Source organism: Ancylobacter aquaticus (assembly GCF_004339465.1).
GTDB classification, from domain to species: domain Bacteria; phylum Pseudomonadota; class Alphaproteobacteria; order Rhizobiales; family Xanthobacteraceae; genus Ancylobacter; species Ancylobacter aquaticus.
This window is the reverse complement of record NZ_SMFY01000001.1, coordinates 38,601-59,622: the sequence shown is the minus strand read 5'-3', so window position 1 is coordinate 59,622 and position 21,022 is coordinate 38,601. Positions and strand designations below refer to the sequence as shown.

Here is a 21,022-nt window from a genome sequence, read left to right as displayed (position 1 = left end):
GTGCTCCGGCGCGGTGAACGCGCGCCGCGAAAAGTGGCCGATCGCGGGGATATTTCGACGTTTCAGGCTCAACGGGCCGGCAGCAAGGTGACAGGGCGAGTCCCGCCGTCCTAAAAAGGGACAGCGACGTCGGCCAGGGTGGCGGGCGCACAGCCGAGCCGAACGCACCGCATGAACGCGAAGGACACGGCCGCGATCCGCCCACGCCTCGCCCGGACCAGCCGGCGCGGCTTTCTCCTCATGGCCGGCGCGGCAGGATTGGCCGCCTGCTCCTCGGGGCCGGAGATGAGTTCGCCGCAGGCAGCGCTGCCGATGCCAGAACTGCCGCCGGACCCCAATGCGGGCCTTGGCACCGGCACCCCCATCGGACTCATCCTGCCGCTCGGCGCCAGCGGCAATGCCGGCGCGGTCGCTCTCTCGCTGCGCAATGCCGCCGAAATGGCGCTGTCGGAGTTCGCCGGCGCGCGCATCCGGCTGATCGTCAAGGATGATGGCGGCACCGGCCCGGGCGCCCAGGCGGCGGCCCAGCAGGCGCTGGATGAGGGCGCGCGCGCCCTCATCGGCCCGCTCTTCGCCCATTCCGTCGCCGCCGCCGGCCAGGTGGCGCGCCAGCGCGGCGTGCCGCTCGTCGGCTTCTCCACCGACACGAATGTCGCGACGCAGGGGGTCTATCTCCTCAGCTTCCTGCCGCAGACCGATGTCGAGCGGGCGATCCGTTACGCCGCCGCGCAGGGCCGGCGCTCCTATACCGGGCTGGTACCGGACAACGCCTATGGCTCGGTGGTCGAGGCGGCCTTTCGCGAGACCGTACCGACTGTCGGTGGGCGCGTCGTCGGACTGGAGCGCTATAGCGCCGGGCAGGCGGCAGAGGCCGCGCGCCGCCTTGCCGGCTCGGTGGCGCAGGCCGATGCGGTATTCCTGCCGGACGCCGCCGACACCGTGCCGCAGATTGTTCAAGCGCTGTCGGGGGCCGGCGCGAACCTTGGCGGCAAGCAGCTCATCGGTACCGGCCTGTGGGACGATGCCAAGCTGTTCGCCAATCCTGCGATGAATGGCGGCATCTTCGCCGCGCCCGACACGGCAGGCTTCCGCGCCTTTGCCACGCGCTACCGGGGGCGCTTCGGCCGCGAGCCGGTCCGCACCACCACGCTCTCGCACGATGCGGTGTCGCTGATGGCGGCGCTGGTGAACAGCTATGGCGAAGCCGGCATCACCGATGCGGCGATCCAGAACCCCTCGGGCTTCTCCGGTGTCGACGGCATTTTCCGGTTCCGCGCCGACGGCACCAACCAGCGTGGGCTGGCGGTGATGCAGATTTCCGGCGGCACCACCCAGATCGTCAGCCCGGCCCCGCGCAGCTTCGCGCAGGGAATGTGAATTTCTGCTGGTTCCTACCTATGGCGGCGTCATCCTGAGGTGCGAGCGCAGCGGCCTCGAAGGATGACGGCCATCGAAAAGGGATGGACCGACCCGCCTACGCCGCCAAGTCGGCGACGATGGCGTCGAGCACCGGCAGGCCGAGAGCGGTGGCGCGCAGGCGCTCATCCGGCATCACCTCGATCATGCCGTCCTCCAGCAGTGCCGCCACCCGCGCCGGGTCGAGGACGCGCCCCGCCAGCCGGGCGAAGCGGCGAGCGTCGATGCCCTCCAGAAGACGCAGGCCCATCAGCAGATATTCGTCGGCCTGCTCGGCGAGGGTGAGCGTCTCGTCGACGATGACGCCATGGCCCTGCGCTTCGACCCGGGCCACCCACTCCTCCGGCCCGCGCTCGGTGGAGGTGGCGACCCGCCCCTCCGGCGTGTCGAGGCGCCCATGCGCACCGGGGCCGAGCCCGGCATATTCGCCATAGCGCCAGTACAGCAGGTTGTGCCGGCTCTCCGCCCCCCGGCGGGCATGGTTGGAAACCTCATAGGCCGGCAGCCCGGCAGCGCGTGTTGTCTCCTGCGTCACGTCCCACAGCGCGCGGGCGGCCTCGCTGTCGGGCACGATCAGCCGTCCGGCGCGGTGCAGCGCGGCAAAGGGCGTGCCTTCCTCGATGGTGAGCTGGTAGAGCGAGAGATGCTCGCAGCCCTCGTCGATCGCGCGGCCGAGCTCGCGCCCCCAGTCCTCCGGCTTCTGACCGGGGCGGGCATAGATGAGATCGAACGACACGCGCTCGAAGGCCGCGCGCGCCACCGCCACCGCGCCCAGCGCTTCCTGCGCCGTGTGCATGCGCCCCAGCGCTTTCAGCGCGGCATCGTCCAGCGCCTGCACGCCCAGCGAGACGCGGTTGACCCCCGCCGCCCGGTAGCCGCGAAAACGCTCCGCCTCGACGCTGGTCGGGTTGGCCTCCAGCGTCACCTCGGCCCGCGCGTCGAGCGGCCAGGCATCATGGATGGCGTCGAGAATCGCCCCAACCGTGGCCGGCTCCATCAGCGAGGGGGTGCCGCCGCCGAAGAACACGCTGTGGGTTCGCCGCTGACCGACGCGCGCGCGTGTGTGCGCGATCTCGGCCCGGAACGCCGCGACGAACCGCGCCTGATCGGGCGGGGCGTGGCGGACATGCGAGTTGAAGTCGCAATAGGGGCACTTGGCCTTGCAGAACGGCCAGTGCACATAGACGCCGAAGCCGGGATCGAGCGGCGGCGGCGCCGGGGCGCGCTCAGTCAAAGCTCGCCCCGAGACAAGCCTGCGCCAGCGCCATGAAGGCGCGCGCGCGGTGCGAGAGGCCACGGCCGAGCGGCGGCAGGCCGTGCTTTTCGGCCCCGGACATCTCGCCGAAGGTACGCGGATTGTCTTCCGGCTGGCCGTCGGGCTGGAACATCGGGTCATAACCGAAGCCTGCCGGCCCGCGCGGCGGCCATACCAGCGTGCCGTTGACCACGCCCTCGAAATCCTCGACATGCCCGTCCGGCCAGGCAAGGCACAGGGCGGAAATGAAATGCGCCCGGCGCAGATCGGGCAGTTCTGCACCCGCGTCGCGAAGTTCCTCCTCCACGCGGGTCATCGCCGCCATGAAGTCCTTCTCCGGCCCCGCCCAGCGGGCAGTGTAGAGCCCCGGCGCGCCGCCGAGCGCGTCGACGCACAGCCCGGAATCGTCGGCGAAGGCGGGCAGACCGGCGGCGGTCGCGGCGGCGGTCGCCTTGATGCGGGCATTCTCCGTAAAGGTGAGCCCGGTTTCCTCCGGCTCCGGCAGGTCGAGCTCGCCGGCGGACACGGCGTCGATGCCATACGGCGCCAGCAGGCCGGCCATCTCCTCCAGCTTGCCGGGGTTATGGGTGGCGATGACGACGCGGCCTTCGAGCCGACGGTGCGCGGCAGTGCTCATGCGACGGCCAGCTTCTGCAGGTCGACCAGCTTGGCGACACCCGTGCGGGCAAGGCCGAGCATGGCGTCGAACTCGGCCTGGGAGAACGGCGTCTTCTCGGCGGTGCCCTGGATTTCCACGAAGCCGCCGGCGCCGGTCATGACAAAGTTAACGTCGGTATGGGCGTCCGAATCCTCGGCATAGTCGAGGTCGAGACGCGGCTCGCCATCGACGATGCCGCAGGAAACGGCGGCGAGATGATCGCGCAGCGGGATGGCGGGCAGCATGCCGCGCGACTTCATCCAGCTCAGGCAGTCATGCAGCGCGATCCACGCGCCGGTGACGGCGGCGGTGCGGGTGCCGCCATCGGCCTGGATGACGTCGCAATCCACGGTGATCTGCCGCTCGCCGAGCTTTTCGAGATCGACCACGGCGCGCAGCGAGCGGCCGATGAGGCGCTGGATTTCCTGCGTGCGGCCGGACTGCTTGCCGGTGGAGGCCTCGCGGCGCGTACGGTCGTGGGTGGCGCGCGGCAGCATGCCGTATTCGGCCGTCACCCAGCCGCGGCCCTGTCCCTTCAGCCAGGGCGGCAGGCGCTCTTCCAGCGTAGCGGCGACAAGCACATGGGTCTCGCCGAACTTGACCAGGCACGAACCTTCGGCATGGCGGAGCACGCCGCGCTCGAAGCTCACGGCACGCATCTCGTCGGGAAGGCGGCGGGAAGGGCGCATGCGGACGGTCTCCTGAACGGCGGGAGGCAGTGGACTGTAGCCTCGCCCTGTGGCCGGACCTTGTAAGGGCGGCGCGGGCCGGGCGCAATCGCCGCGCGCGGACTCCAGACACGGCCCGCGCCGGCGGCGCGTGAACCGGGCCGGCTTGTACATGGCTGGCGAATACCGAGATAATAGCCACCCATGAACGGGTAGACGAGACAGGGAACCAACTCGGCGATGCCCCTCGATCCATTTCTGTCGGCCACCGCGCCCTCGCTGGCGCGGCTTGACGAGCGTTCGCGCGAGATTTTCCGGCAGATTGTCGAAACCTATCTGGCGACCGGCGAACCGGCCGGGTCGCGCAACATTTCCCGCCTCATTCCGATGACGCTGTCGCCGGCCTCGGTGCGCAACGTGATGGCGGACCTTGAGGCGGCCGGCCTCATCTTCGCCCCGCACACCAGCGCCGGACGGCTGCCGACGGAGCGCGGTCTCCGCTTCTTCGTCGATGCGCTGCTGGAAATCGGCGACGTCTCGGAGGATGAGCGCAATTCGATCGAGACCCAGGTGCGCGCCGCCGCCCGCGCCCAGACCGTGGACGGGGTGCTGGCGGAGGCCTCCAACCTGCTCTCCGGCCTGTCGCGCGGCGCTGGCGTCGTGACCACCGGCAAGACCGACGTGCGGCTCAAACATATCGAGTTCGTCCCGCTCGACGCCACCCGCGCGCTGCTGATCCTCGTTTCCGACGATGGTGAGGTCGAGAACCGGCTCGTTCCGCTGCCCAAGGGCCTGCCTCCCTCGGCGCTGGTGGAGGCAACCAATTTCCTCTCCTCGCTGACGCGCGGGCGCACGCTGACCGAGCTGCGCGCCGAGGTGGAGCGCACGCTGGCCGCCCGCCGTGCCGAGCTCGACGAGGTGACGGCGCGGGTGGTGGAAAGCGGCATGGCAAGCTGGTCGGGCGGCGAGAAGGCCGACCGGCGGCTGATCGTGCGCGGGCAGACGCGGCTGCTGCAGGACCTGCGTGCCATCGAGGATCTGGAACGGGTGCGCCTGCTGTTCGACGATCTCGACGCCAAGCAGGAAGTGGTCGACCTCCTCGGCCGGGCCGAGGACGCGCAGGGCCTGCGCATTTTCATCGGCTCGGAGAACAAATTGTTCTCGCTGTCAGGCTCCTCCACCATCGTCGCGCCCTATCGCGACGGGCAGGGAAGGGTGGTCGGCGTGCTCGGGGTGATCGGTCCAACACGGCTGAACTATGCCCGCATCGTGCCAATGGTCGACTTCACTGCCCGCGTGGTCAGCCGGGTTCTCGGCGGGCCGGGCACCGACGCGGCTTGATTTTTGCGCCGTCCGACCCGATATGGCGGGCGTCCGCGTGGCCCGGCCGCCGGGCACGACCATTCCCCGACGAGGTATTCATGAGCGACGAGAACCGCACTCCGGCCGATCAGCCCGACGTGGCAGACCAGACTGCCGACGCCGAAAATGGCGCGGCCGCCGCGCCGGACGATCTCGCTGCCGCCTTCGCCGCCGAAAAGGAGCGGCTTGAGGCCGAGATCGCCGCGCTCAAGGACAAGTTTCTGCGTGCCTTCGCCGAGGCTGACAATGTGCGCCGCCGCGCCGAGCGCGAAGTAGCGGACGCCAAGGTCTATGGAATCACCGGCTTCGCCCGCGACGTTCTCACCGTGGCGGACGATTTCGAGCGCGCCTTGGGCGCCATCGACGCCGACGCCCGGGCCAAGGCCGAGGGCACGCTGAAGACCCTGCTGGAGGGTATCGACCTCACCGGGCGCGCCCTGGTGCAGGCGCTGACCAAGCATGGCGTGGCGCGGATCGAGGCGGAAGGCGCCAAGTTCGATCCGAACATGCATCAGGCCATGTTCGAGGTGCCCAATACCGAGGTGCCGTCGGGCACCGTGGTTCAGGTGATCCAGCCCGGCTACAAGCTCGGCGAGCGCGTGCTGCGCCCCGCCCTTGTCGGCGTGTCCAAGGGCGGCCCCAAGGCGCCGCCGGCCGAAACTCCGCCCGAGGGCTGAGACGAGCACACTTACCCGGCGCGCCTTTCTGTCGGTCGGAGTCGCGTTAAAAAAGGGCCCTTGCGAGGGCCCTTTTCATTGTCTGTTCTGCAGGAGAGGTCAGCGCAGGGCGACCCCGTCGCGAAGGGCGCGCATGGCGCCGTAATCGGCGTCGAAATTTTCCGTGGGAGCCACGCCGACCATACGCAGATAGCCGGTGCGGCCGAAGCTCAGCCATTGCGCCACCTTCACCGGCTTGCCGGTCTGCTGGTCCACCGCATTGGCGATCAGCTCGAAGCCGGGCTGGCCACCGATCCGCAGCGGGCCGCCGCGTTCGACGCGCAGTTCCTTGATACCCGGCACGCTCGTGATCGCCCGCTTGGCCGCGGCCTCGCGCTCCTCCTCGCGGATTTCGCCCGGGCCGACGGCGACGATGAAGAAGGACTGGGTCTGCGGCCCGCCCTTGCCCGCTTGGCCGGCCTCGCCGGTTTCGGGCTTGGTGAGCAGGACGGCACTGGTGCCGATCACCTTCATCACCTTGTAGCCCTCCGTCTCGTCGACGGTGAAGGGCAGCTTGGCGAGCATCTCCTCGGTGCTCGGCGGGGCACGGAAAACCACGGTCTTCAGCGCCTCCTCGACCTTGGCGTCGGGGTAGCGGGTGGCGGAAGCCTCGGGGAACTGCACCGTAACCATGCCGGTCTGCTCCTTGGCGCCGGCAATCAGGATCCATTTCTTCAGCGCCCCGGTACCGACGGTCTGAAAGCCCTTCAGCAGCACGGCGGGCACGCCGTCGGCCAGCGTAACGTCGCGCCGCTGCTCCACCGTGACGCCCTGCTTCTGCAGTTCCTCCGGTGCGAAATTGGCGGTGATCTCGGCAAAGGCGGGCTTGGGCATTTCAAGAACGAGGATCGAGGCGCTGGCGGCGCGATCCTGGAAGCCTGGCACGCCGGGCACGGCCACCATACCTTCCGGCGGCACCATGCCGATCGTGCCGTCATTGGCGAAAATCGTCTGGGCGGAGGCGGGAAGGCCGAGCACTGCCAGAGCAAAGGCGGCGGCGGCAAAGCGGGCAACAAGGCGCATTCGCAATCCTTCGAGCTTAAGGTAGCTGTAACTTCGCTCTTTCTGCGGGCGCATCAAGGCCGAATTTCGCTCGGCCCCGCCGGATGCACCCGCCGTAACGTCAGATTGATCCGCCCGGGCTGCTTCAAGAGGGTCGAGGTACCAGGATAGATGCGGTCGATGCCGTGAAAGGCCAGCCGCGCCGGGCCGGAGAGCAGCAGCGCGTCGCCCGAGGCGAGGCGCAGCGAGCGGGTAGGGTCCTTTCGCGCCGTTCCGCCGATGCGGAACAGCGCCGTGTCGCCGAGCGAGAGCGAAAGGACTGGCGCGGAAAACTCCTCCTCGTCGCGGTCCTGATGCAGCCCCATCCGGGCGCCGGGCGCGTACCAGTTGATCAGGCACGCCTCCGGGGCCAGCGGCGTGCTGGCCAGCTCCGCCCAGGCCCGCGTGAGCACGGCTGGCATGGGCGGCCACGCCTCGCCGGTTTCGGGATGGGTCGGCTGATAACGGTAACCTGTTACATCCGACACCCAGCCGAGCGGCCCGCAGCTGGAGATGCGGACCGAGAAGGGCGTGCCGGTGCGCGGCATGCGCGGGGTGAACAGCGGCGCGGCAGCAAGAACCTCGCGCAGTTCATCCGCCAGCGCTTCCTGTCCCGCGCGATCCAGCCAGCCCGGCCAGTAATGGCAGCCGGGCATGATCTCGACGGCCGCCGCCATCCTAGAGCTTCCTCAGCGAGACCACCTCGACCTCGTGGTCGCCGCCCTTGCGCAGGATGAGGTCGGCGCGCTGGCGGGTGGGCAGGATGTTTTCCTGCAGGTTCAGCAGATTGATCGAGCGCCAGATGGCGCGGGCGGTGGCGTCCGCCTCGGCGCCGGTCAGGCTGGAATAGCGGTGGAAATAGGCCTTGGGGTCGCGGAAGGCCGTCTCGCGCAGGCGCATGAAGCGCTCGACATACCAGCGCTCAAGGATCGTCTCGTCGGCGTCGATATAGACCTTGAAGTCGAAGAAATCGGAGACGAAAGGAATACCCTTGCCGTCCTTGGGCGGGCGGCTGGTCTGCAGCACGTTCAGTCCCTCGACGATGAGGATGTCCGGCTGGTCGACCTCCACCCTGAGGTTGGGCGTCACGTCATAGTCGAAATGGCTGTAGACCGGCGCCCGCACCGGGCGGCGGCCGGCCTTGATGTCGGTGAGGAAATGCAGCAGCGCCGGAAGGTCGTAGCTCTCGGGAAAGCCCTTGCGCCCCATCAGCCCTTCCCGTTCCAGAATGGCGTTGGGCAGAAGAAAACCGTCGGTGGTGACGAGTGCAACCTTCGGCGTGTTGGGCCAGCGCGCCAGCAGCGCCTGCAGCACGCGGGCGGTGGTGGACTTGCCCACCGCCACCGAGCCAGCGACGCCGATGATATAGGGCATCTTGCCGTTCTGCTCGGGGCCGAGAAACTTCTGCATCTGGCGGAACAGCTTCTGCGTCGCCCCGACATAGATCGACAGCAGCCGCGACAGCGGCAGGTAGATCTCCTCGATCTCGGGGATCGACAGCCGGTCGTTAAGTCCCTGAAGCCGCTGGATCTCGTCCGGCTTCAGCGGCTGGGGGGTGTCGGCACGCAGAGCCGCCCATTCGGCGCGGCTGAAATTGCGGAAGGGCGACAGCACCGCCCCGTCGAGCTTCAGGTCCATGGTAGCGTTTCCCGGCTCGCCCGGACATTCAAAGCGCCAGGCGTTGGTCGACCGTATACCACTTTAGGAGGGGACGTGATACGGCCCAGCCCGCGCCTGCCGGCGGCGCCGAACGGGATGGTCGCGACGGCCTCAGCCCTTGGGGCGGGACGCCTTTTCCTCCAGGCCGGACTGGTTCGTCCGGCGGCCGAGCTCCGCATACACATCATCCAGCGACACGCCGCGCGCCTGAAGCAGCACGGCCAGATGGTAGAGAAGATCGGCGGTTTCGGAAATGACCGCTTTGGTATCGGTGCCGACAGCGGCGAGCGCGGTCTCCACCGCTTCCTCGCCCAGCTTCTGGGCGCATTTTGCGACACCCTTGGCGATGAGCGCGCGTGTGTAGGACGCCTCACCCTCGGCCGCTGCCCGGCGGGCGACGATGGCGGCAAGGTCCTCAAGCGTGACGCGGGCGGGACTGTCGCTCATCGGCCGGCCTCCTTGATGGCGCTACCGCCAATGTCACCGCCGCCAAGGCGAACGGGAAGCCCGGCCGCGCCGAGGGCCTCCTTGGCCGCGCCGATGGTGAAGGTGCCAAAATGGAAGATCGAGGCCGCCAGCACCGCCGACGCCCCGCCCTCGCGAATGCCGTCCACCAGATGATCCAGCGTGCCGACGCCGCCCGAGGCGATGACCGGCACCTTCACCGCGTCGGAAATGGCGCGGGTCAGCTTGAGGTCGAAACCCTCGCCGGTGCCGTCGCGGTCCATCGAGGTGAGGAGGATTTCGCCGGCGCCGAGTGCGACGACCTCCTTCGCGTAGTCCACCGCGTCGATGCCGGTGCGGTTGCGCCCGCCATGGGTGAAGATCTCCCAGCGGTCGGGCTCGCCCTCGGCCGAGACCTTCTTGGCGTCGATGGCGACGACGATGCATTGCTCGCCAAATTTTTCCGCCGCCTCGCGCACAAACTCCCGCCGGTTCACCGCCGCCGTGTTGATCGACACCTTGTCGGCGCCGGCGTTGAGCAAGGCGCGGATGTCCTCAACCGTGCGGACCCCGCCGCCCACGGTGAGCGGCATGAAGCACTGCTCGGCGGTGCGGCTCACCACGTCGATCAGCGTGCTGCGCGCCTCTACGCTGGCGGTGATGTCGAGGAAGCACAATTCGTCGGCGCCGGCGGCGTCATAGGCCTTGGCCGCTTCCACCGGATCGCCGGCATCGCGCAGATCGACGAATTTCACGCCCTTGACGACCCGCCCGTCCTTCACGTCGAGGCAGGGGATGACGCGGACCTTGAGCATGGACGCCTCGTCTTTCCCGCTCATGCCGGCAGCCCGGCGACCAGCGCCAGCGCCGCGCGGGGATCGAGCCGCCCGTCATAGAGCGCGCGGCCGGTGATGGCGCCTTCAAGCTTGGCCGCGCGCGGCTCCAGCAGGGCCGTCACATCGTCCATCGAAGCAAGCCCGCCCGAGGCGATGACCGGAATGGAGATGGCGTCGGCCAGCGCGATGGTGGCGTCGAGATTGAGGCCCTTGAGCAGGCCGTCGCGGTCGATGTCGGTATAGATAATGGCGGAAACGCCGGCATCCTCGAAGCGCTGCGCCAGCTCCAGCGCGGTGAGGTCCGAGGTCTCGGCCCAGCCTTCCACCGCCACGCGCCCGTCCTTGGCGTCCAGCCCCACCGCCACGCGACCGGGAAAGCGGCGCGCCGCCTCCTTCACGAAGGCCGGGTCGCGCACCGCCGCCGTGCCGAGGATGACGCGGGTGATGCCCTTTTCCAGCCAGTCCTCGACCCGGGCGATGTCGCGTATGCCGCCGCCGAGCTGTACCGGCATGCCCACCGCTTCGAGAATGCGCTCCACCGCCACCGCGTTCACCGGCTGGCCGGCAAAGGCGCCGTCGAGATCGACGATGTGCAGGTAGCGGAACCCCTGCGCCTCGAACTGCGCCGCCTGCTGGGCGGGGTCATGGTTGAAGATGGTGGCACGCGCCATGTCGCCCTGCTGCAGGCGCACGCATTTGCCGTCCTTGAGATCGATGGCGGGAAAGAGAATCACGGCGCCCACTTCAGGAAATTGGCGAGAAGGGCAAGGCCGAGGCGCTGACTCTTCTCGGGATGGAACTGCGTTCCGGCGATATTGTCGCGACCCACCATGGCGGTGATGGCACCGCCATAGGAAGTGGTCGCGATCACGTCGCCCGGACGTGCGGCGTTGAGGTTATAGGAATGGACGAAATAGGCGTCGAGCCCGTCTTCGCCGGTGGGGATACCGTCAAGCAGCGGGTGCGGGCGGGCCACATCCAGCGAATTCCAGCCCATATGCGGGATCTTGAGGGCGGCATCGGCCGGCTCGATCTTGACCACATCGCCCTCAATCCAGCCAAGCCCGGCGGTCTCGCCATGTTCAAGGCCGCGCGTGGCCATCAGCTGGAGACCGACGCAAATGCCGAGGAAAGGCCGGCCGCGCTCCATCACCACCTCGGTCAGCGCCTCCACCATACCCGGCACGGCGTCCAGCCCGCGCCGGCAGTCGGCATAAGCGCCGACGCCCGGCAGCACGATGCGATCGGCCCGGCGCACCACGTCGGGATCCGCCGTCACCAGCACGCTCTTGCCGCCGCCGCCCTCACGCGCGGCGCGCTCCAGCGCCTTGCCGGCGGAGTGGAGGTTACCGGAGCCATAGTCGATGAGAGCGACGGGCGCGGGGGGGGTCATCGGGCGGCCTCCGGGAACAGGCCCAGCACGACGGCCTGCGCCGGCCGCGCCGCAGCGTTGATGCGGGCGCCGCCGACCGGCGGCAGAGGAAGCCGGGCGACAGCGACCTCGCCGAGACGGGCGTCGAAATAACGCTGCTCGGCGGCTTCGAGCTTCTGTGCCACCACGCAGCCGGCCTCCTCATAGCCCTTGCCGACGAGCTTGGCGCGGCGCAGTCCCGGCAGGCCGACCGCCACCGCGACATTGGCGACCAGCAGCAGGGCGAAGGCGCGATCCTCCAGGTCCAGCACGAGGATCGCCGCGATCACCGCGCCCTGCGCCAGCACATAGACGATGAATGCCAGCCAGAGGCGGTGGCGCAGCAGCACCAGCGGCGCGAGGAGAAGCGCGCTCCAGGACACGCGTTCGGGCACGAAGACGAAGCCGTCAGCCCAGCGCAGGGTCGTGCGCGCCGCGTCCCCCTCCTCGGGCTCGAAGACTGTCCAGACCGCCATGAAGCTTTCTCCGCCCGGCTGTTCAGCCGCCAAGGCTGCCCTTGGTGGAAGGAATTTCGCCCGTCGCCGCCGGGTCGATCGCCACCGCCACACGCAGCGCGCGGGCCAGCCCCTTGAAGCAGCTCTCCGCTATATGGTGCGCGTTGGCGCCATAGAGAGTCTCGACATGCAGCGTCAGCCCGGCATTCATCGCGAAAGCCTGGAAGAATTCGCGCACCAGTTCGGTATCGAACTCGCCGATCTTCGGCACCGCAAATTCGGTGCGGAACACCAGGAACGGCCGGCCGGAAATGTCGAGCGCGACGCGGGTCAGCGTTTCGTCCATCGGCAGATGCAGGCTGGCATAGCGGGTGACGCCGCGCATGTCGCCGAGTGCGGCCTTCACCGCCTGGCCGAGCGCAATGCCGACATCCTCTACCGTGTGGTGGAAGTCGATATGCAGGTCGCCCTTGGCCTCGATCTCCATGTCGATGCGGGAATGGCGCGCCAGCAGGTCGAGCATATGATCGAAGAAGCCGACGCCGGTCGCGATCGTGCCCTTCCCCGTGCCATCAAGATCGACGGCGACGCGGATCTGCGTTTCCTTGGTGGCGCGGGTGATGCTGGCCGTGCGCATGGCAAAGAGCTCCCGGAAAGAGCGGGCGTCTTAGCAGCTAAAGTGTTGCGATGCCATATGCCGAGCCTTTCCCTGCGTGCAAGGCTGGCGCGCGGGGAGAAAGGCCGTCATCATCGCGGTATCGCCCGCGCCTGGGAGTTCTTTCGATGGACCTGGCCACGCTGCGCACGCGCGCGCCCCTGTTCCTCGCCGTGTTCATCGACATCTTCTCTTTCGGCCTGATGTATCCGCTGATCGTTGCGCTCTTCGAGAGCCCATCGTTGACGAGCGCCTACAGCCCGGCGACGCGCGACACGCTGCTGTCGCTGGCCTTCTCCCTGTTTCCGATCGGCATGTTCTTCGGCTCGTCGATGCTGGGCGACCTGTCGGACGCGCTGGGCCGCCGGCGCACGCTGATGATCTGCATGGGTGGGCTGGCCGGGAGTTACGCGCTGATGGCGGTGGCGCTCTCCGTCGGGCATCTCTGGCTTTTCTTCATCGGCCGCCTGCTCTCCGGGCTGATGGCCGGTACCGCGCCGATCGCCCAGGCGTCAGTCGTGGACGCCGTGCCGCAGGACCAACGCAGCGCCGCCATGGCGCAGGTCGTGCTGGTCAATACGATTGGCATGGTGGCGGGCCCAGCCATCGGAGGACTGCTCGGCCACTTCGAGCTCCGCCTTCCGCTGATGGTCGCTCTGGTGCTTTGCGTCGTTACGCTGGTCAGCCTCAACTCGGCACATTTTGCCAGGGATGAGTCCCGCCGCGTCCTCGCGCTTGACTGGAGGCAGCCGTTCCGCCTGCTGGCGCGGATCGGGAACCGGCCCGCGATCGTCATGCCGGCGGCTTCCTTCTTCCTATTCCAGCTCGGGTTCCTCATCTACTACACCTTCATCCTCATCGAGATGCAGCGCTCCTACGGCTTCACGACGGCCGGGCTCGGCCTGTTCTCGATGGTGATGGGCATCGGGTGCGCTTTCTCGTCGGCCATCGGATTTCCGCTGGTTCGCGCACGGCTCGGCAACGACAAGGCGACCGCCCTCGTCGGGCTCGCCCTGTGCGGTTTCTTTCTCATCGCCAGCTCGCTGCCGTTGCCGGCCGGGGCGCAGGTCGCGCTGGGTTTCCTGTCGACCTCCAGCAACATTCTCGCCTTCATAACCCTGCTCGCCGCCATTTCCTCGGCGGTGGACGAGAGCGAGCGGGGCTGGGCACTCGGCATCGCTAATGCGGGGGTCGCGCTTTCTGTTCTGATCGCCGGACTGCTGAGCAGCCTGCTGGTCGTCCTGCCGGCCGATGCGTTTCTGGCGGCCGGCGGAGTCATCGTCCTGATTGCTCTCCTTCCGGGCCTCCGGCTCCCGGAAGCGCCGGCCGCCGCCGCCGACCCCGAGTTGCGCTGACGCTTCGAAGACTTAAGTAAGTGCGGACGTAACAAGACCCCGATACAGAGCCCTTCATGACCCATTCCCCCGATACGATCTACGGCACCACCATTGTCTCCGTCCGCACTGACGGGCGCGTCGCCATTGGCGGCGACGGGCAGGTGACACTCGGCAACACGGTGATGAAATCCAACGCCCGCAAGGTGCGCCGGCTCGGCAAGGGGGACGTGATCGGAGGTTTCGCCGGGGCCACGGCGGACGCCTTCACCCTGTTCGAGCGGCTGGAAGCCAAACTGGAGCAGTATCCCGGTCAGCTGCAGCGCGCCTGCGTCGAACTCGCCAAGGACTGGCGCACCGACCGCTATCTGCGCCGGCTGGAAGCGATGATGATCGTGGCCGATGCCAACGTCACCCTCGTGCTCACCGGCACCGGCGACGTGCTTGAGCCGGAAAACGGCATTGCCGCCATCGGCTCGGGCGGCGGCTTCGCGCTGGCGGCGGCGCGGGCTTTGGCCAACAGCGGCACGGACGCCGAGGCCATCGTGCGCAAGAGCCTCGCCATCGCCGCCGACATCTGCATCTACACCAACCACAATGTGGTGGTGGAGACCATCGGGTGACAATCTCGGAACGCACCGTCCTCATCGCCACCGAACGCGGCGTCATCACACCGCATCAGGCCGAACGCCTGCGCGCGCTTGAGGTAGAGCTGGCGCCCGGCACCGACGCCGCCATTCCGCAGCCGGACGATGACGAGCGGCTGCGCTTCATTACCGGCTTCGGCGACATCTTCGTCACCATCGGGCTGGCATTGTTCCTCGGCGCGCTGGGCTATTTCGCCGAGGCGGTCGGCGCTGCCGCCATGTGGGCGACGGTCGGTGCGGCCAGCTGGCTGCTGGCGGAATTCTTCACCCGCGTGCAGCGTATGGCCCTGCCCAGCATCGTGCTGCTGGTGGTATTCTGCGCCTCGGTGTTCATGGCGTCGTCCGCATGGTTCGGCGTCATCGAGCCTCTTATCCCGAGCCTCCTGTCGCTCAGCGAGGATCCGCTGGTGCTGGTGCTGGCCGGACTGGCGACGCTGGCCGCCGCGATGGCGCATTATTGGCGCTTTCGGGTGCCGATCACCATCGCCGCCGCTGCCGCCGCCCTGGTCGCGATCGTGGTCGGCCTTGTGGCGGCGATGGTGCCCGGGGGCCTCGCGGCGGCAATCAATCCAGTGCTCATGCTGTGCGGCCTCAGCGTCTTCGCCCTCGCCATGCGCTTCGACATGAGCGATCCGCAGCGGCTCACGCGGCGAACCGACATCGCCTTCTGGCTGCATCTGCTGGCGGCCCCGCTGATCGTGCATCCGCTGATCCGCGGATTCATATGGCCGGACGGCGCGCCCGGCGAGGGAAACGCGCTGCCGATGCTTGCGGTGTTCGCCGGGCTCGGCGTCATCGCGGTGCTGATCGACCGCCGCGCGTTGCTGGTTTCCGGGCTCGCCTATGCCGGCATCGCCTTTGCCTCGCTCATCAAGGTCAGCGGCTTTAGCGGCAGCGCGACGCCGCTGACCATATTCGTGCTCGGCGCCTTCATCCTGCTGCTCAGCGCCCTGTGGCACCCGCTGCGCCGAGCAGTTCTCGCGCTGCTGCCGGCCGGATTGGCGCGACGCCTGCCCAATCCGAATGTCCTTCCCACCACGCGGACCGCATCTTCATCATGACCAGCTTCTCGCCTCGCGAAATCGTCTCCGAGCTCGACCGCTACATCGTCGGCCAGCACAAGGCCAAGCGCGCGGTGGCCATCGCCCTGCGCAACCGCTGGCGCCGCCAGCAGTTGGAGGGCCAGCTGCGCGAGGAGGTGCTACCGAAAAACATCCTGATGATCGGCCCGACCGGCGTCGGAAAGACGGAAATCTCCCGCCGTCTCGCCCGCCTCGCCGGTGCGCCCTTCCTGAAGGTCGAGGCCACCAAGTTCACCGAGGTCGGCTATGTCGGCCGCGATGTCGAGCAGATCATCCGCGATCTTGTGGAGATCGGCATCGGCCTGGTGCGCGAGGTGCGCCGCAAGGGCGTCGAGGCCAAGGCGCATCTGGCGGCCGAGGAGCGAGTCCTCGACGCCCTCGTCGGCGCCACCGCCTCATCGGGCACTCGCGAGAGCTTCCGAAAGAAGCTGCGCGACGGGACGATGGATGACAAGGAGATCGAGATCGAACTCACCTCCGGCGGCCAGGGCATGCCGATGTTCGAAATTCCCGGCATGCCGGGCGCGCAGATGGGCGCCGTCTCGCTCGGCGACATGCTCGGTAAGGCCTTTGGCGGCAAGTCCAAGCCGCGCCGTGTCACCGTGAAGGACGCCCACCCCCTGTTGCTCTCCGAAGAAGCCGACAAGCTGATCGACCAGGACGCCATCGTGCAGGAGGCGATCCGCTCGGTGGAGGAAAACGGCATCGTTTTCCTCGACGAGATCGACAAGATCGCCGGCTCGGAACGGCGGGGCGGCGCCGATGTCTCGCGCGAGGGCGTGCAGCGCGACCTGCTGCCGCTGATCGAAGGCACGACCGTCTCGACCAAGCACGGCGCGGTGAAGACCGACCACATATTGTTCATCGCCTCCGGCGCGTTCCACGTGTCCAAGCCCTCGGACCTGCTGCCGGAGCTGCAAGGCCGGCTGCCGATCCGGGTCGAGCTGGAAGCGCTGACCCGCGAGGATTTCACCCGCATTCTCACCGAGACCGAGGCCAGCCTGGTCAAGCAGTCGGTGGCGCTGATGGGCACGGAAGGCGTGGAACTCGTCATCACCGAGGACGCGGTAGCAGCCATCGCAGACATCGCGGTGCAGGTGAATGCCAGCGTCGAGAATATCGGAGCCCGGCGGCTGCAGACGGTGATCGAGCGGGTGCTGGACGACCTGTCCTTCACCGCCCCGGACCGCGCGGGCGACAAGGTGGTGGTCGATGGCGAGTATGTCCGCACCCGCGTCGCCGACCTCGCCGGCAACACGGATCTGAGCCGCTATATCCTCTGATTCGGAGCCGTAACGAGAGAATCGAGCCGGTGGAGGTTTCACGTGAAACGTTCAGGCGGGAAGGGCGCAGCTGTCGGCTGCGTGCTTCGAGCACGGCCGGCGCCTCAGCATGACGGGCGGCGACTATCCGCAGTGCGATCCCCCAACGCCGTCCCGAGGTGCGAGCCGGAGGCGAGCCTTAAGGATGTTCACCGAAACGTCCAACTACCCTGGCCGCCCCAGAATCTTCAGCCGGCCGAGCAGTTCGGCCACCGCCTCGGGGGGCAGGGTGGCAATTTCGCGCGCCAGCAGATTGGCCAGCTCGGTTGCCTCGGGCGTGAGGCCCGACGTGTCGACCACCACGCGCGGGTCGGAGAGTTCGGCCAGCGCCCGCAGCGCCTCCGCCTCGTCCCAGATCACGTTGAAATAGGCCATGATGCGCTGGAGCATCAGCCAGGTCGGCTGTCCGCGCTTGCCGTGCTCCAGCGCCGAGAGATAGGCGGCGGAGACGCCGATCGTTTGCGCCATCTGGCTGAGCGTCACCCCGCGCGCGGCCCTCAGCTCGCGCAGGCGGCGGCCGAAGGGCGTCACGTCCCGCCTCCCCGAAGCCGGCGCACCCGGACATAGAGTGCGCCTTCCCCGCCATGTCCGCGCCCGGCGGTCTCGAAGCCGAGCACCACGGTGCGCAGTTCTGGCGCACCGAGCCATTGCGGCACCAGTCGCCGCAACACGCCGCGCCCGCCCTCGCCGGCAAGCACGCTCATCGCCTCGCCCTTGCCGGTAATCACCAGCACCAGCCCGTGGCCGGACCCCTGAGCGCCGCGCAGAAAGGCGATCAGCCGTCCATGGGCGGCGGCCTGTGTCAGGCCGTGCAGATCGAGGCGCGCATCCACTTCGGCCCCGCGCGACAGGCGGCGCCGCAGTTTCGGCTCCAGCGGGGCGAGTGGCGGCGGACCGGGGGGCGGCTTCGGAGCGGCGACGACCGGCAGCGGCACCGCCCGCTTGGCGCGGGCGGGCTTCTGCGGGGCCGTCTCAGCAGCCACTACCGGGACAATCTCCACCTGGGGCGCCACCCTCTTGGGGCGGATCGGCCGGACCGAGCGCGTCACATGCTCCCACAGCGCCGCCTCTTCGGCATCAAGGGGGCGGCGCCGGCGCGGACGCGGGCGCTGATCAGGCGGGCCGGCCATCACGGCGTTTCCGACACGGCGGCGGGGAGCAGCGCCCGGGGCGCCTGCGCGGGTCTCGGCTTGGGCAGCGGCACGCGGGCACGGGCGGGATCGAGGGCGCGCGGCAGCAGGAGCGTGAAGCGGCCGGGATGCTGGATGCGCCCGGCGACGGTGCCCGCCTGCGTGCCCGCACCGAAGAAGATGTCGGCCCGCGCCGGGCCGATAATGGCCGAGCCGGTATCCTGCGCGATCATCAGCCGCTCGAACGGTTCGCTCGCCCCCTCCAGCCCGGTGGGCAGCGCGGCGTCGAGATAGAACGGCGTGCCGTAGACATGGATCGCCTTGTCCACCGCAATGGAGCGCCCCGCCATCAGCGGCAGGCCCTGCGCGCCCACCGCGCCGTCGTCCGGCTTCAGTTCATGGGCGATACGGAAGAAGATGTAGGAACGGTTCTGTCGCATCAGTTCGCGCCCCTCCGGAGGGTGGGCGGCGATGTAGGCGCGGATGGCGTCCATCGACATCTTCTCGCGCGGCACCAGCCCGCGCTCGATGAGCAGGCGGCCAATCGGCGTGTAGGGCTGGCCATTATGCCCGTCATAGTTCAGCCGCAGCACCTCGCCGTCGGGCAGCCGCACCCGCACCGAGCCCTGTATATGGGCGAAGAAGGCATCGGCGGGGTCGCGGATCCAGGCGACGACCCGTCCCTGATCGCCCAGCGCTCCATCCTCGATGGCGGCGCGGTCGTGATAGGGCACCAGCTTGCCTTCCACCTTGCGGAAAGCGCCGCTCTTGTTGGTCGGGGGGCCGCCGCCGGGCGGTGATTCGATGACGAGATCGCCGGGGCGGGCATAGAGCGGGGTGGCGAACTCCCCCGAACGGATCCGTGATCCCTCCACCTCCGACTCATAATAGCCGGTGAGGAAACCGTTCGCCTGCTCCAGCGCGGCGATGGTGTAGGGACGAAACTCTTTCTCGAAAAAGGCCTGCGCCTTCTGGTCGCTGATGTTTTTCGGCAGCCGCGCCGCCCGGGCACAGATCGGGCGCAGGGCGGCGAAGACCGGGCGTGACGGGGTGACGAGATCGCCCTTGCGGGCGATAGAGCCGCAGCTGCGGCGGAAGGCAGCGAAAGCTTTGGCGTGGTCGTCCTGCGCCCAACCGGGCAGGTCCGCGAACCCGGTCGGCTCAATCACCGCCTGCGGAAACAGCGGCGCCATTGCGGCGCGCGCCGGACCGGACCCTGGCAGAAGGGCGCCGGTCAGAATGCCGGATAAAGCGAGGATGAGACGAAGAGCGCGCACCGCGCCATCTTCTCACGAAGCCGCTTCGGTGGCGACAAGCTTCCAGTTGGGATCGCGGGCGCCCAGTTCGCGGGCGAAGGTCCACACATCGGTCACATCGGCGACCTGCTCGGGATCGCCATCAACGACGCCGCCTTGCTTGTCGTGGGTGACGGAAATCAGCTGCGACAGGAAGCGCACCGTGATCTGCGCGGAGTTGCCACGCGCATCGGCCTCGACGATATCGGCCTTCTCGATGCCCACGAACTGAGTCTCCATCGTCTCGCCGCGCTGCTCGCGCTCGGTGATGGCGGCGGAAAAGCCATCGAACACATCGCGCGCCAGCAGATCCTTGAGCGCGGCGCGGTCGCCATGGGCGAAGGCGACGACGATCATCTCATAGGCAGCGCGGGCGCCGGTAAGGAAGTGCTTGGCGTCGAAGTCGCGTTCCTGCGCGGCGATCGCGTCGAGGCCATTGGCGACGGCCGAGCCGACCTCGGCCACGCCCGCCCAACGTGCCGGCGAGGGTTCCGCATCCTCCACCGGCTCGACCGGCGTGGGCAACGGAGCCGTGTCATTGGCCGTCCCGGGGAAATTCACCACTTTGTCGCCGGGGCCGGCCGGCGCCTTGGCGGCATCGCGACGCGAATAGGGGTCGTAGGGCGGCCGCTCGCGCCCCGTACGCTGCCCCAGCACGCTCCGCAGCCGTATGAAGATGAATACGGCGAGGGCCAGGAAGATGATCGTATAAATATCGAACACGTCGCAGTTCGCCGCTGTTAGCCGCCGCCGGAGCCGTTCCGGCGCGGGACTGTACATCATGTGGTGCCGAGGCGGTGACTTCCAAGGAAGAACCGACCCTTTCGCATGACCTATTTACGACGTCTGGCCGATTTCGCCACCCCATCCCTGCCCCAGGGTCATCACTTCGAGCGAAACGGTGCGGCCGGACATCCATTCGCACAGTAGAGCAAGCCGGCAGCTTCCGCCAAGCGGGTGGTTCGTAGCGTGCTCCGTGCCGTGACTGCTCTGGCATGCCAGAGCAAGCCGGAAAGGGCACCGAAGCGCGCTTGTGAGCCGCATCCAACCGTGTTAGCGACACCCGCCCCTTGAAAGACCGGCTGAGGCGGGATCACCGACCCAGCGGCACCATCGCCGGCGCCTTTAACGGCCTAACCCGGCGAACCCTACGGAGAAACCTATGGCTGAGACCGACAACGCCCAGATGCCGACGCTGCAGGTGCTGACGCAGTACACGAAAGACCTGTCCTTCGAGAATCCGGGCGCCCCGGAATCGCTGGTCGTGAAGGGCCAGCCGCAGATCGGCATCCAGATCAACGTCAACGCCAAGCCGATGCGCGAAGGCTCGGAATATGAAGTCGAGCTGAAGGTCGAGGCCAAGGCCGAGCTGAACGGCAAGACGCTGTTCGCGCTGGAGCTGGTCTATGCCGGCATCTTCCGCGCCCAGAACGTGGCGCAGGAGACCATCCACCCCTTCATCCTGATCGAATGCCCGCGCATGCTGTTCCCCTTCGCCCGGCAGATCGTTGCCGACACGGTGCGCAATGGCGGTTTCCCGCCGCTGATGATCGACCCGGTCGATTTCGTCACGCTCTATCGCCAGCGCATGGCGCAGCAGGCGCCGAGCAACGTCCTCGCGTCCTGACGCGCACGG

Annotated in this window: 24 protein-coding genes; 8 read left to right on the top strand and 16 right to left on the bottom strand. The window is 68.3% G+C overall.

Annotated features, from left to right (window positions below):
- The first annotated feature begins 171 nt into the window (after positions 1-171).
- Positions 172-1,377 (top strand): penicillin-binding protein activator, encoded by a 1,206-nt coding sequence (locus EV667_RS00330; RefSeq protein ID WP_131833360.1) that lies wholly within the window; start codon positions 172-174, stop codon positions 1,375-1,377.
- A 97-nt stretch (positions 1,378-1,474) separates the two neighbouring features.
- On the opposite strand, the gene hemW is transcribed toward EV667_RS00330, so the two are convergent.
- The 3 genes from hemW to rph are packed head-to-tail and all read right to left on the bottom strand — an operon-like array spanning position 1,475 to position 4,018.
- Entirely contained in the window at positions 1,475-2,650 is a 1,176-nt protein-coding gene (gene hemW / locus EV667_RS00325; protein ID WP_131833359.1) for a radical SAM family heme chaperone HemW, read from the bottom strand.
- Positions 2,643-3,308, bottom strand: a complete 666-nt coding sequence (locus EV667_RS00320) for a non-canonical purine NTP pyrophosphatase (protein ID WP_131833358.1) — start codon at positions 3,306-3,308, stop codon at positions 2,643-2,645. The genes hemW and EV667_RS00320 overlap by 8 nt, the downstream gene beginning before the upstream one ends.
- Positions 3,305-4,018, bottom strand: coding sequence for a ribonuclease PH (gene rph, locus EV667_RS00315; RefSeq protein ID WP_131833357.1), 714 nt, complete (start codon positions 4,016-4,018; stop codon positions 3,305-3,307). Before rph ends, EV667_RS00320 begins: the two co-directional genes overlap by 4 nt.
- Positions 4,019-4,237: 219 nt before the next feature.
- On the opposite strand from rph, the gene hrcA reads away from it, so the two are divergent.
- A complete protein-coding gene (gene hrcA, locus EV667_RS00310) occupies positions 4,238-5,338 on the top strand; it encodes a heat-inducible transcriptional repressor HrcA (RefSeq protein ID WP_131833356.1) in 1,101 nt (366 codons plus the stop codon).
- Positions 5,339-5,418: 80 nt separating this feature from the next.
- A complete protein-coding gene (grpE, locus tag EV667_RS00305; protein ID WP_131833355.1) occupies positions 5,419-6,036 on the top strand; it encodes a nucleotide exchange factor GrpE in 618 nt (205 codons plus the stop codon).
- Positions 6,037-6,135: 99 nt separating this feature from the next.
- Here grpE and EV667_RS00300 read toward each other — a convergent pair whose 3' ends face one another.
- From EV667_RS00300 to hisB, 9 genes are all read right to left on the bottom strand, one after another.
- Positions 6,136-7,098 carry a hypothetical protein gene (locus EV667_RS00300; protein ID WP_131833354.1) on the bottom strand — a complete coding sequence of 321 codons (963 nt, stop codon included), beginning with the start codon at positions 7,096-7,098 and terminating at the stop codon, positions 6,136-6,138.
- A gap of 53 nt (positions 7,099-7,151) precedes the next feature.
- On the bottom strand, positions 7,152-7,793 hold the full coding sequence (locus EV667_RS00295; RefSeq protein ID WP_131833353.1) for an alpha-ketoglutarate-dependent dioxygenase AlkB family protein: 642 nt from the start codon (positions 7,791-7,793) through the stop codon (positions 7,152-7,154).
- A gap of 1 nt (position 7,794) precedes the next feature.
- Complete coding sequence (gene coaA, locus EV667_RS00290) at positions 7,795-8,754, bottom strand: type I pantothenate kinase (RefSeq protein ID WP_131833352.1); 960 nt, start codon at positions 8,752-8,754, stop codon at positions 7,795-7,797.
- A gap of 132 nt (positions 8,755-8,886) precedes the next feature.
- On the bottom strand, positions 8,887-9,222 hold the full coding sequence (locus EV667_RS00285) for a phosphoribosyl-ATP diphosphatase (protein ID WP_131833351.1): 336 nt from the start codon (positions 9,220-9,222) through the stop codon (positions 8,887-8,889).
- On the bottom strand, positions 9,219-10,034 hold the full coding sequence (gene hisF, locus EV667_RS00280; protein WP_131834943.1) for an imidazole glycerol phosphate synthase subunit HisF: 816 nt from the start codon (positions 10,032-10,034) through the stop codon (positions 9,219-9,221). The genes EV667_RS00285 and hisF overlap by 4 nt, the downstream gene beginning before the upstream one ends.
- Positions 10,035-10,054: 20 nt before the next feature.
- Positions 10,055-10,789 carry a 1-(5-phosphoribosyl)-5-[(5-phosphoribosylamino)methylideneamino]imidazole-4-carboxamide isomerase gene (gene hisA / locus EV667_RS00275; protein ID WP_131833350.1) on the bottom strand — a complete coding sequence of 245 codons (735 nt, stop codon included), beginning with the start codon at positions 10,787-10,789 and terminating at the stop codon, positions 10,055-10,057.
- Positions 10,786-11,448, bottom strand: a complete 663-nt coding sequence (gene hisH / locus EV667_RS00270) for an imidazole glycerol phosphate synthase subunit HisH (protein ID WP_131833349.1) — start codon at positions 11,446-11,448, stop codon at positions 10,786-10,788. The genes hisA and hisH overlap by 4 nt, the downstream gene beginning before the upstream one ends.
- Positions 11,445-11,942 (bottom strand): DUF2628 domain-containing protein, encoded by a 498-nt coding sequence (locus tag EV667_RS00265; protein ID WP_131833348.1) that lies wholly within the window; start codon positions 11,940-11,942, stop codon positions 11,445-11,447. Before EV667_RS00265 ends, hisH begins: the two co-directional genes overlap by 4 nt.
- A 22-nt stretch (positions 11,943-11,964) precedes the next feature.
- Entirely contained in the window at positions 11,965-12,558 is a 594-nt protein-coding gene (hisB, locus tag EV667_RS00260) for an imidazoleglycerol-phosphate dehydratase HisB (RefSeq protein ID WP_131833347.1), read from the bottom strand.
- Positions 12,559-12,704: 146 nt separating this feature from the next.
- Here hisB and EV667_RS00255 point away from each other — a divergent pair, with 146 nt between their 5' ends.
- Genes EV667_RS00255 through hslU form a run of 4 tightly spaced genes read left to right on the top strand, consistent with a single transcriptional unit; the run spans position 12,705 to position 16,922 of the window.
- The gene (locus EV667_RS00255; protein WP_131833346.1) at positions 12,705-13,931 is read left to right on the top strand and encodes an MFS transporter; all 1,227 of its coding nucleotides are present in this window, start codon (positions 12,705-12,707) and stop codon (positions 13,929-13,931) included.
- Positions 13,932-13,987: 56 nt separating this feature from the next.
- Positions 13,988-14,533, top strand: coding sequence for an ATP-dependent protease subunit HslV (hslV, locus tag EV667_RS00250; RefSeq protein ID WP_131833345.1), 546 nt, complete (start codon positions 13,988-13,990; stop codon positions 14,531-14,533).
- Positions 14,530-15,618 carry a hypothetical protein gene (locus tag EV667_RS00245; RefSeq protein ID WP_131833344.1) on the top strand — a complete coding sequence of 363 codons (1,089 nt, stop codon included), beginning with the start codon at positions 14,530-14,532 and terminating at the stop codon, positions 15,616-15,618. The genes hslV and EV667_RS00245 overlap by 4 nt, the downstream gene beginning before the upstream one ends.
- Complete coding sequence (gene hslU, locus EV667_RS00240) at positions 15,615-16,922, top strand: ATP-dependent protease ATPase subunit HslU (protein WP_131833343.1); 1,308 nt, start codon at positions 15,615-15,617, stop codon at positions 16,920-16,922. The genes EV667_RS00245 and hslU overlap by 4 nt, the downstream gene beginning before the upstream one ends.
- Positions 16,923-17,126: 204 nt before the next feature.
- On the opposite strand, the gene EV667_RS00235 is transcribed toward hslU, so the two are convergent.
- Genes EV667_RS00235 through EV667_RS00220 form a run of 4 tightly spaced genes read right to left on the bottom strand, consistent with a single transcriptional unit; the run spans position 17,127 to position 20,109 of the window.
- Positions 17,127-17,492: a helix-turn-helix domain-containing protein gene (locus tag EV667_RS00235; RefSeq protein WP_131833342.1), complete on the bottom strand. Its 366-nt coding sequence runs from the start codon at positions 17,490-17,492 to the stop codon at positions 17,127-17,129.
- Entirely contained in the window at positions 17,489-18,091 is a 603-nt protein-coding gene (locus tag EV667_RS00230; RefSeq protein WP_131833341.1) for a Smr/MutS family protein, read from the bottom strand. The genes EV667_RS00235 and EV667_RS00230 overlap by 4 nt, the downstream gene beginning before the upstream one ends.
- Positions 18,091-19,368, bottom strand: a complete 1,278-nt coding sequence (gene mltA, locus EV667_RS00225) for a murein transglycosylase A (protein ID WP_131833340.1) — start codon at positions 19,366-19,368, stop codon at positions 18,091-18,093. The genes EV667_RS00230 and mltA overlap by 1 nt, the downstream gene beginning before the upstream one ends.
- A gap of 12 nt (positions 19,369-19,380) precedes the next feature.
- Entirely contained in the window at positions 19,381-20,109 is a 729-nt protein-coding gene (locus tag EV667_RS00220; protein ID WP_131833339.1) for a Tim44/TimA family putative adaptor protein, read from the bottom strand.
- 439 nt (positions 20,110-20,548) lie between these two features.
- On the opposite strand from EV667_RS00220, the gene secB reads away from it, so the two are divergent.
- Entirely contained in the window at positions 20,549-21,013 is a 465-nt protein-coding gene (secB, locus tag EV667_RS00215) for a protein-export chaperone SecB (RefSeq protein WP_091440046.1), read from the top strand.
- Positions 21,014-21,022: the final 9 nt, after the last annotated feature.

Excerpts from the sequence above, each read along its gene's own strand:
- coaA (WP_131833352.1), bottom strand. The coding sequence starts at position 8,754 with ATGGACCTGAAGCTCGACGGGGCGGTGCTGTCGCCCTTCCGCAATTTC.
- hslU (WP_131833343.1), top strand. The coding sequence starts at position 15,615 with ATGACCAGCTTCTCGCCTCGCGAAATCGTCTCCGAGCTCGACCGCTAC.
- hisH (WP_131833349.1), bottom strand. The coding sequence starts at position 11,448 with ATGACCCCCCCCGCGCCCGTCGCTCTCATCGACTATGGCTCCGGTAAC.
- hisB (WP_131833347.1), bottom strand. The coding sequence starts at position 12,558 with ATGCGCACGGCCAGCATCACCCGCGCCACCAAGGAAACGCAGATCCGC.
- EV667_RS00330 (WP_131833360.1), top strand. The coding sequence starts at position 172 with ATGAACGCGAAGGACACGGCCGCGATCCGCCCACGCCTCGCCCGGACC.
- grpE (WP_131833355.1), top strand. The coding sequence starts at position 5,419 with ATGAGCGACGAGAACCGCACTCCGGCCGATCAGCCCGACGTGGCAGAC.
- hisF (WP_131834943.1), bottom strand. The coding sequence starts at position 10,034 with ATGCTCAAGGTCCGCGTCATCCCCTGCCTCGACGTGAAGGACGGGCGG.
- hrcA (WP_131833356.1), top strand. The coding sequence starts at position 4,238 with ATGCCCCTCGATCCATTTCTGTCGGCCACCGCGCCCTCGCTGGCGCGG.
- EV667_RS00230 (WP_131833341.1), bottom strand. The coding sequence starts at position 18,091 with ATGGCCGGCCCGCCTGATCAGCGCCCGCGTCCGCGCCGGCGCCGCCCC.
- EV667_RS00295 (WP_131833353.1), bottom strand. The coding sequence starts at position 7,793 with ATGGCGGCGGCCGTCGAGATCATGCCCGGCTGCCATTACTGGCCGGGC.
- EV667_RS00265 (WP_131833348.1), bottom strand. The coding sequence starts at position 11,942 with ATGGCGGTCTGGACAGTCTTCGAGCCCGAGGAGGGGGACGCGGCGCGC.
- hslV (WP_131833345.1), top strand. The coding sequence starts at position 13,988 with ATGACCCATTCCCCCGATACGATCTACGGCACCACCATTGTCTCCGTC.
- EV667_RS00300 (WP_131833354.1), bottom strand. The coding sequence starts at position 7,098 with ATGCGCCTTGTTGCCCGCTTTGCCGCCGCCGCCTTTGCTCTGGCAGTG.
- EV667_RS00285 (WP_131833351.1), bottom strand. The coding sequence starts at position 9,222 with ATGAGCGACAGTCCCGCCCGCGTCACGCTTGAGGACCTTGCCGCCATC.
- EV667_RS00255 (WP_131833346.1), top strand. The coding sequence starts at position 12,705 with ATGGACCTGGCCACGCTGCGCACGCGCGCGCCCCTGTTCCTCGCCGTG.
- secB (WP_091440046.1), top strand. The coding sequence starts at position 20,549 with ATGGCTGAGACCGACAACGCCCAGATGCCGACGCTGCAGGTGCTGACG.
- rph (WP_131833357.1), bottom strand. The coding sequence starts at position 4,018 with ATGCGCCCTTCCCGCCGCCTTCCCGACGAGATGCGTGCCGTGAGCTTC.
- EV667_RS00320 (WP_131833358.1), bottom strand. The coding sequence starts at position 3,308 with ATGAGCACTGCCGCGCACCGTCGGCTCGAAGGCCGCGTCGTCATCGCC.